Origin of the sequence: Deinococcus marmoris DSM 12784, from assembly GCF_000701405.1 — a bacterium.
Classification (GTDB): Bacteria; Deinococcota; Deinococci; order Deinococcales; family Deinococcaceae; genus Deinococcus; species Deinococcus marmoris.
On record NZ_JNIV01000142.1, the window covers coordinates 1 to 8631 of the forward strand.

Here is an 8631-nt window from a genome sequence, read left to right on the forward strand (position 1 = left end):
GAAGTGCTGCTGGAGGCCGCTGGCCTCCAGGGTCGCCCGGCCACTTCACTGGTGTTTTCCTACGAAGACATCAAGCGGCGGGCCTTCAACCGGCTCTTTGCGTGGCGAATACTGAGCAATCTAGGTCTCCAGGCACGATTTGCCGAATTAGGAAAACATCCGTCCAGGCCGCTGGATTTGGGGGTCAAAGCGGCTTGAGGGTGGTCAAAACTGTCCGAACCATTGCTGATACGGACTCCGATTGAAAGGTGTTGGAAACACCTGGAAATCCGAACGGAGTGAGCAGGAGAAAGACGGGTGCGTGACGTAAAGTGCGGGAATCGGGACAGCGCCGATTTGGGCTTGCCCCGCTTTTAGGATGCTGTGCTGCACAGTTTGTGCTGGAGGGGCCAAAGACATCACCCTCCCGAGGCGATTGGGCCACAGGATGAGATGTGTCGAACTAGACTCCGCTGCCTACGCATTACGGTGTTTGTTGCCCTCAGAATTTGGTGACCTTCTTCCCATCAGCGGAGGGTATCTGCAGGCCTGATGGCTGAGGAAGTGCTGTCGCCGCTCAGCTATCTGCAGAATTCTGCATTTTTAGCACCCTGAGCGTCTCATTTTGTGACATCGCTGCAACGGCTCTGACGATAGAACGGGTTCAGAAAGGCGCCGCCCGACGCTCCCTGACCGAAAAGGCTACTCCATGACGGTTACCCCTCGCAGTTCACCTGCCACCGTCTTACTGGTGGAGGACAACATCGCGATCCGCACCTTGCAGCGCTACGTGCTGACCCGGGCGGGGATCACAGTGGTGGAATGTGCGGACCTCCCAGACGCGGAAAACTATCTGCGCACCCAGACGCCAGAGGTGATTGTGCTGGATCTGAATCTCCCGGGCGGGCACGGACTGAACCTGCTGCCACAGATCAACCGCCGCCGCACGGCGGTGCTGGTGATGACGGCCATGGGTCAGCAGCACACCCTGAATGCCAGTGAAGACCTCCGAGACGACTTCATGACCAAGCCATTCGACCCGGACACCTTTGTGCTGCGGGTTCAGAACCTGGCAAGGCAACAGTAGGCATGAAAGGCCACCGGCCGGTGCTGGGGTTTGGGGTCCTCAGCCTGGGGATCAGCCTCGCACTGACGTTGCTGATTCTGGCCACGGGCGTGACCCTGCTCACCGACCATCTCCACCCAGGCGCCCGGAGCATCTGGCCAGTGTTGATCTTCACCTGCGTGATTGGCGGTCTAAGTTGCGTGATTCTGAGCGTGTTGCAGTTCGTTCAACTCGGTGCATTGCAGAGTGCTGAGTTGAACGCCACAGTGCGTGAAGCCCAGTGGAGCGAGGCTCTGCTCGCCTGGGCGTACGCCGACGTACCGCTCCCTGGGCGCCTGGATGAGGCCGGCGTTCAAACATTGCTAAAACTGCGCGATAGCCTGAGCGGCGAAGTCTCTGACCGCCTCAAGACCCTGTACGGGGCCCAGGGCTGGCTGTCGCGCGATCTGCGCCTCCTGGCCAGGCGCTCGACGCCAGTGGTGGTCCGCGCAGAGGCCATCGAGCGCCTGGCCCTGTTGCGCGAACCGCTCGCCCTGGACGCTCTGGACCAGGAACTGCGTCACCGACACCCGGAAATCCGGGCCCTTGCGCTGCTGGCGCTGTCGCGCAGCGTCGGGCGTCTCGAGCTGCACCGCACCGAACGCACTTCGCGCGTGCTGGCGCTGCACGGCGCCATCATCCGGGGCGAGTTCAGTGTCGGACAGGTGCAAGAAGCCCTGACGCTGCTGGGCGAGGCGGGAAGACTTCTGGCACACGAACTGCTGCTGGGCGCCCCCGACATTCTGCGCGCCGCCACGCTGGACGTGCTGGCCCGGCAACGCACTGGAGCGCTGCACCGTGAAGTGCTGGTCCTGCTCTCAAGCCCGAACGCGGAACTCCGTGCTGGTGCCTTGCGGGTACTGGTCAGCAGCGCCCAGGTTCCGGCGGACAGTGCTCTCACTGTCCTGGAGCTGACCGAGGATCCTACTGCGTTCGTTCGCCTTCAGGCCACCAAGGCCGCCGCGTACCTCAATCCAGTGCCCGCAGAGCGCCTGTGGAGTTTGCTCGGTGACCCGCACTGGTGGGTGCGCCGGGCCGCTGCTCAGGGCCTGCTCCATGTCCCTGAAGGGGAGCGTCTGCTCAGCGACGCAGCGGTCCGTCACGCCGACCGCTACGCACGTGACATCGCCCGCACCACCCTGCAGGAACATGGCGAGCGTCAGCTGAAAATGCCCTTGACCCTTCAACCGGTTCGGCCCCCGCTGGCTTACGCTCCGGGGAGCACATGATCGGCTCGGTCCTCGGTGGCATCGAGTTGCTGATCTTACTGTATTTCACGGTGTTGAACAGCTTCTACGCGGTGGCGGTTTACGTGGCCACCCGTGAATTGGGGCGTCACGTCCGCCGGCGCCAGAGCGTCGGGCTGACCGAACTGCTCAACCGCGAGTTCTACAAGCCGGTGAGCATCCTGGTGCCTGCTTACGGGGAGGAGGAAACCATCGAAGCCTCGGTCAACTCCTTTCTGGCGCTGCACTACCCAGAGTTCGAGGTGATTGTCGTCAACGACGGCAGCAAGGACGGGACCCTTCAGGCCTTGATCGACGCGTACGACCTGGTACCCACTGAACGTCATCCCAGTCGTGTGCTACACACCAGACCTATCCGCGGCGTCTACCGGTCGCGGCGCATTTCCAAACTCACGGTGGTGGATAAGCAAAACGGCGGCAAGGCCGACGCGCTCAACGTCGGGCTGACCTACGCCACGTTTCCACTGTTCTGTGCGGTGGACGCCGACAGTCTGCTCGACGCTGAGGCGCTGCTGCGGCTCGCCCGGCGGTTTATCGAGAACGACAGGCTGGTCGCCGCCGGCGGAAGCGTGCGGATCATGAATGGTGGGGTGATGAGCGATGGGCGCGTGACTGAACTGCGCTTGCCCACCACCTGGATCGAGCGCGTACAGGTTGTCGAGTACGCCCGGGCCTTTCTGGCCGGACGCACCACCTTCAGCGCGCTGGGCCTGCTCCTGGTGATCAGCGGGGCGTTTGGGCTGTTCAAACGCAGCGACGTGATGGACGTCGGCGGCTTCCTTGAGGGCACCGTGGGCGAAGATATGGAACTGGTCTTGCGGCTTCACCGCCACATGCGTGAGCAAAAAAGGCCGTACGACATCGAGTTCGACGTGGATCCGGTGTGCTGGACGCAATGCCCGGACAACGTCAGGATTCTGGGAGCGCAGCGCGACCGCTGGCAGCGTGGGCTGTGGGAAGCCCTCTGGGCACACCGAAAGATGTGGTTCAATCCCCGCTACGGAAGAATCGGTCTGGTGGCGCTGCCGTATTACCTGCTCTTCGAGGCCCTGGCGCCTGTCATTGAAGTGTTCGGGTACGGCTTTATGATCGTCTTGGCCCTGACGGGCCGCCTGGACGGCACGTTCGTCGCTCTGTTCCTGCTGCTGGCCCTGCTGTACGGCACGGTGGTCAGCGTGGCGGCGCTCAGCATCGAACTGTTTATGCGCGTGCATTTTCGCCGTCCGGTTGACCGGGTCATGCTGCTTCTCACTGCGCTTGGTGAGAACTTCGGTTTCCGCCAGTGGCATGCCTGGGTGCGCTTCCGCGCGACGCTGAAGCTGGGTCAGAAAAAGGGCCAATGGGGAACGATGACCCGCACACGGATCCAGACGAAATAAAACTGATGCTGTCCCAGTTGAAGGAGGGCCTAATTGATACGGACACACAGGCCGATAAACACGGTATTTCATCGTCTCCTAAGCCAGCACTTCCAACTGGGACAATTGTGAGCCAAGTTCCTAGCAGAGTAAAATTTATCGTGTCTTTCCCCCGTCATGGTCGTTCACGACGCCACCCAGAACACCCGGCTCAAGAAGCTTGACAATGTCACGGGTGAGCCGCACCTGCGCTTGTACGCCTGCGCGCCGCTCATGACTGCAGAGGGTCATAAGTTGGGAACCTTTTGCGTGCTCGACCAACGCTCGCGTGAGTTCAGCGCTGAGCAAGAAGTTCTGCTCAAATCCTTTGCGGCGATGGCCATGGACGAACTCAACCTGCGCCGCGCCGTTCAGGACCTCAGTACGATGGCCCTCCACGACGCGTTGACAGGGCTTCCCAACCGTGCCCATTTCCGCCAACTGATGGCCCAGGCCTGCCGCCGCGCAGACCAGTCGGGTGAAAACGTGGTGGTGGGCCTGATGGACCTCAACCGCTTTAAGATCGTCAACGACACGCTCGGGCACGCGGCGGGCGACGAACTTCTGAAGCAGGTTGCGCTGCGCCTCAAGCACTCAGTGGCCACCAGCGACGTGGTGGCCCGGATGAGCGGCGATGAATTCACGTTGTTGCTGACCGATGTCCGTTCGGCAGACGACGCTGCGAAGGTGATGGAACGTATTCGGCAAGCTTTCGAGGAGCCGTTCAAGTTGCGCGGTCAGGACATTTTCGTGCGCTGCAGTCTCGGCCTGAGCAGTTATCCTGACCACACCCAGAAGCCCGAACACCGAACAGCTTCTGAATCATGCGGACGCCGCCATGTACCGCACCAAACGTGCGGGTGGTGGGTCTGCCTGGTATGACGAGGCTCAAGACCAGCGCTCCCCGGTAGAACTTGATCCGCTGATCTTGATGTGACCTGCCAACGGATTCATCCGTTGGCAGGTCACGGCTGCTCCATCATCTGAACAAAGACCTCCACGACTTCAGGATCGAAGTGGAGCCCTGAACCGCTTTGAATATGATCCATCGTTTTCTCCCGCGTCCAGGCCTGGCGGTAGGGCCGGTCACTCATCAGCGCGTCGTACACGTCCACCACGGCAAACGCCCTGGCCGCCAGCGGAATGGCCTCACCCTGCAGTCCCCGCGGGTAGCCGCTGCCGTCCCACTTCTCGTGGTGGTTCTGCGGAATCTCCAGGGCCGGATGCAGGAACTCAATCGGGGTCAACAGCTCCGCCGCGTACTTCGGATGCTTTTTCATCAGGCTCCACTCGTCTTCCGTGAGCTTGCCTGGCTTGAGCAGGACCGCGTCAGGGATGCCCATCTTGCCGATGTCGTGAAGCAGCGCGCCCCGACGCACATGAATGAGTTGTTCGGGCGTGAAGCCGAGTGCCGCGCAGAGGGCGTGCGTCATCTCCGTGACCCGGCGCGAGTGCCCCTCGGTCTCGTGGTCCCGCAGGTCGAGCGCCCGTGCCCAGCCCTCGATGTTCTTGTCATACGCGGAGCGCAGCTCCACGTTACTGCGCTCGAGTTCGGTCACGAGCCGAGCATGGTCAATGGCGATGGCTGCCTGATCGGCCAACGTTTCGAGGGTCGACAGCCAGTCCAGTGAGAGCGGCCAGGCCTGATGGTGGAGCACTTCAAGGACCCCCACCACCTGCCCTTTGCTGAGGAGCGGCACCGCGTAGTAAGCGGTCAATCCCTCGTTCCTCACGACGTCACGCCAGGCGGGCAGGGCGGAGGCATGCGTCAGATCCGTCAGGCTGATCGGCTGCTGGATCAACGCGGCGCTGCCGGCCAGTCCCACACCCAGTTTCGTCCCCGAGTTCTCCAGTTTCTCGGCGTAGAAGCCCCGGGTGACGGTGTACGTGAGCGTCTTGCGGTGTGGATCGAACAGGAGGACGGTGGCCACGTCCATGCCGAGTTGCTGCCTGACATTGTCCAGAACCAGACCGAGGGTGACGTCGAGGTCTGCACTGGCAGCGATCGAGTGATCAATCTTGCGGAGTCCCGTGATGGAACGCAACTGACGCTGGAGGTCCTCGTTGAGGACCTGGATTTCTTGCTCAGCCTTCCGCAGGGCCGTGATGTTGCGGGCGATCTTGGACACCCCGATCACCTGACCGGCCGCATCCAGGATCGGCGAGATGGTGACCATCACCTGGATCTGCTCGCCGTTCTTGGTGACCCGGTTGCCTTCAAAGGGTGGGTCCCGGAACCCCTGGCTGGCCCGTTCCATCAACTCAAGTTCAAGCGCGTGAAAGTCGGCCGGGACGATGAAGGTGATCGGCTGACCGATCGCCTCCTCGGCCGTGTGGCCGTAGAGTTCCTCGGCCCCAGGATTCCAGGAGCGAATGGTGTGGTCCAGCGAGACGCCAATGATGGCGTTGTGACTGGCCTGTACGATGGCCGCCAGAAAGGCCCTGTCTTCGTCGGCAGCCCGGCGCTGGGTGACGTCGCGTCCCACCCCGTACACAATCCCGTCGCCCGGCAACACCATGGACGACCATTCCAACCACACCACACTGCCGTTCTTGTGCAGATAGCGGTTCTGGAAGGTCGTCGGGACCTCTTCTGACCGAATGTACCGGGCCTCAGTGAAGGTTTCGGCACGGTCGTCGGGGTGAATGAAGTCTAGAGCGGAGTGGCCAAGCAGCTCTTCCGGCGCATAACCCAGAATGCGACTGGAAGCGGCACTGACAGACAGGAAGCGGTTGTCCAACCCGACGGACGCGATCAGGTCCACGGACAGGTCGAGCGTGTGCTGCAGCTCTGCGGCGATGGTGCGGGCGTGGAGCTCGCTCTCTATCAGCGCCTGCCGGGCCCGCTTCTCCACCGTGATGTCACGGATCAGGGTGGCCACGCACGCTTCTCCATCAATCGTCACTGGAACGACCGAGATGACCGTGTCGGCCACCGCTCCAGACTTCAGGCGGAACTGCACCTCCCGGTTGAGCACCTTCCCTTCTTCCTGCAGCGTTCGCCCGACGTCTTCGAGTTCTGACAGATTGACCCAGATGTTGAGATCGAACGGGGTGTGGCCGATCACGTCCTCGCGGCTGTAGCCACTCTGGCGTAAAAACTCGGCGTTGACGTCGAGGTAATGGCCGCTCTTGAGATCGGCCACGACAATAGCGACTGGTGAAGCTTCAAAAACCCTGGCGAAGCGCTCCTCGCTGGCCTGGAACTGATTGCTGGCCTGCTTTTCCTCGGTAATGTCGCGCACGAAGCCGATCACGCAGGCTTCACCGGCCACCTCCATCGGGATGATCGACAGCACGCCGTACACGTCCTCTCCACTCCTGCTGCGGAAAGGAATTTCACGGCTGCGAATTGGGAGATCGCCGTCGACCATGCTCCAGGCGACTTCGCGGTCAGCCGAGTCGGCCCACAAGCCGAGGTCCTGAGAAGAGTGGCCCAGGATTTCCTCGCGGGTGTAGCCGCTCTGGCGCGAAAACTCGGCGTTGACCTCAAGGAAACGTTTGTCACTTTGACGGGTGATGAAGATAGCGACTGGACTCGTCTCGAAGACCCTGGCGAAGCGCTCCTGGCTGATCTGCCGCTCCTGCTGGGCCACTCGGGTCTCGGTGACATCCCGGATAAACATCGAGACGCCGTCCTCGCCTGGATAAATGGTCACGTCCGTCTGCTTGCCCATGGCCGAGTGGTTTAACAGATGCTGAACGGTACCAGATTCCTGAGCTTTCTGAAGGGCCAGACCCAGCGGTGCGTGGGTGGACAGGGGAAACAGGTCAAAATGGTTCTGGCCGAGGGTCTCCGTGGGTTGACGGCCCGTCATGGCTGCTGCCGCCGCGTTGACGTAAGTGACGTTCCAGTCCTGATCAAACGACACGAAGCCGTCGGTGATGCGCTCCAGGGTGGAAGTGAGTTGCTGCCTGATGCGCGCTTCCTGCTGACGGGCCTGCTCACGCGCGGTGACGTCGTTCTGAAAGCCCAGGAAGTGCGTGACGGTTCCCGCCGCGTCACGGATGGGGCTGAGCATCAGTTCGTTGTAGAACAACGAACCGTCCTTGCGGTAATTGCGCAGCACCGTGGTGACGCTTTGGCCCTGCAGCAGGGCGTCACGAATCTCCTGCCGGATGTCCTGATCGCGGTCCTGACCTTGCAGAAACCGGCAGTTGCGCCCGACGATCTCGGCGGCCAGGTAGCCGCTGAGCCGCTCAAAGGCTGGGTTGACGAAAATGATCGGCAGGTCCGGCTGCTGTGCATCGGTAATCACGACGCCGGTGACGCTCGCGGCAAACGCCTGGCTCAGGAGATGGAGATCAGGTGATAGAGCGGGGTGAACGTCCATGGCTCCTCCTGAATGCGGCGTTGTGGTTCATGGGCGAGGATAGTGCCGAAAGTTGCTCGCCTCAATTGAGAAAACGCTCACTGACAGAGCGGACGTACCTCACTGCCCGGATGTGGATGCCCCATTTGCTGTGGTCGTGATCGTTCCAAGTGGTGAGAGATGGTTTGTCAGGGGGCAGGGCGTGGAGCATAGCCCGCCGCTGCGGCCACCTCGGAGGACGGAGAAAATGCTCCCGGCTTCAGTACTGGACAACTTCACTTTTTCGTCGTCCAGATCGGCAGAAAGCTTGATATGAGCAACGATCCCGTCTGGGACAAGAAATGCGCTGAGAACAGCTTCTGATCTCAAGCGCTTGTCGGCTCTGTCAGGAGGCGGCACGATGGATACAACGTTCTCTCAAACGTCATCCAAGCGACGAGCAAAGGCTTTTTCGCGTGCCAGTGAAGCTTAAATCCAAGTTGTCCGGTACTGAAGCTCCCGGCATCGCCCGCAGGGATTATTTGTGGGCACAACCAACTGGAACCTCTGAGGGAAGAAGAGAGTGACCAAGTGATGTGGGTAGGGTTTAG

5 protein-coding genes and 1 pseudogene are annotated in these 8631 nt (G+C 61.3%); 5 read left to right on the forward strand and 1 reads right to left on the reverse strand.

Features of this window, described 5'->3' with window-relative positions:
* The 5 genes and pseudogenes from Q319_RS28425 to Q319_RS0121315 form a co-directional block, all read left to right on the forward strand.
* A pseudogene (locus Q319_RS28425) lies at positions 1–198 on the forward strand (hypothetical protein); the annotation flags it as partial.
* 490 nt (positions 199–688) lie between these two features.
* Positions 689–1066, forward strand: a complete 378-nt coding sequence (locus Q319_RS0121300) for a response regulator transcription factor (protein ID WP_051655651.1) — start codon at positions 689–691, stop codon at positions 1064–1066.
* 2 nt (positions 1067–1068) lie between these two features.
* Positions 1069–2313: a HEAT repeat domain-containing protein gene (locus Q319_RS25875; RefSeq protein ID WP_029484433.1), complete on the forward strand. Its 1245-nt coding sequence runs from the start codon at positions 1069–1071 to the stop codon at positions 2311–2313.
* A complete protein-coding gene (locus tag Q319_RS0121310) occupies positions 2310–3710 on the forward strand; it encodes a glycosyltransferase family 2 protein (RefSeq protein WP_029484434.1) in 1401 nt (466 codons plus the stop codon). The genes Q319_RS25875 and Q319_RS0121310 overlap by 4 nt, the downstream gene beginning before the upstream one ends.
* 156 nt (positions 3711–3866) lie before the next feature.
* Positions 3867–4610 (forward strand): sensor domain-containing diguanylate cyclase, encoded by a 744-nt coding sequence (locus Q319_RS0121315; RefSeq protein WP_029484435.1) that lies wholly within the window; start codon positions 3867–3869, stop codon positions 4608–4610.
* 83 nt (positions 4611–4693) lie between these two features.
* Here Q319_RS0121315 and Q319_RS25880 read toward each other — a convergent pair whose 3' ends face one another.
* Positions 4694–8062, reverse strand: a complete 3369-nt coding sequence (locus Q319_RS25880) for a PAS domain S-box protein (protein ID WP_051655652.1) — start codon at positions 8060–8062, stop codon at positions 4694–4696.
* Positions 8063–8631: the final 569 nt, after the last annotated feature.

Coding starts and splice junctions, on each gene's coding strand:
- Q319_RS0121300 (WP_051655651.1), top strand. CDS start 689: ATGACGGTTACCCCTCGCAGTTCACCTGCCACCGTCTTACTGGTGGAG.
- Q319_RS25875 (WP_029484433.1), top strand. CDS start 1,069: ATGAAAGGCCACCGGCCGGTGCTGGGGTTTGGGGTCCTCAGCCTGGGG.
- Q319_RS0121310 (WP_029484434.1), top strand. CDS start 2,310: ATGATCGGCTCGGTCCTCGGTGGCATCGAGTTGCTGATCTTACTGTAT.
- Q319_RS0121315 (WP_029484435.1), top strand. CDS start 3,867: ATGGTCGTTCACGACGCCACCCAGAACACCCGGCTCAAGAAGCTTGAC.
- Q319_RS25880 (WP_051655652.1), bottom strand. CDS start 8,062: ATGGACGTTCACCCCGCTCTATCACCTGATCTCCATCTCCTGAGCCAG.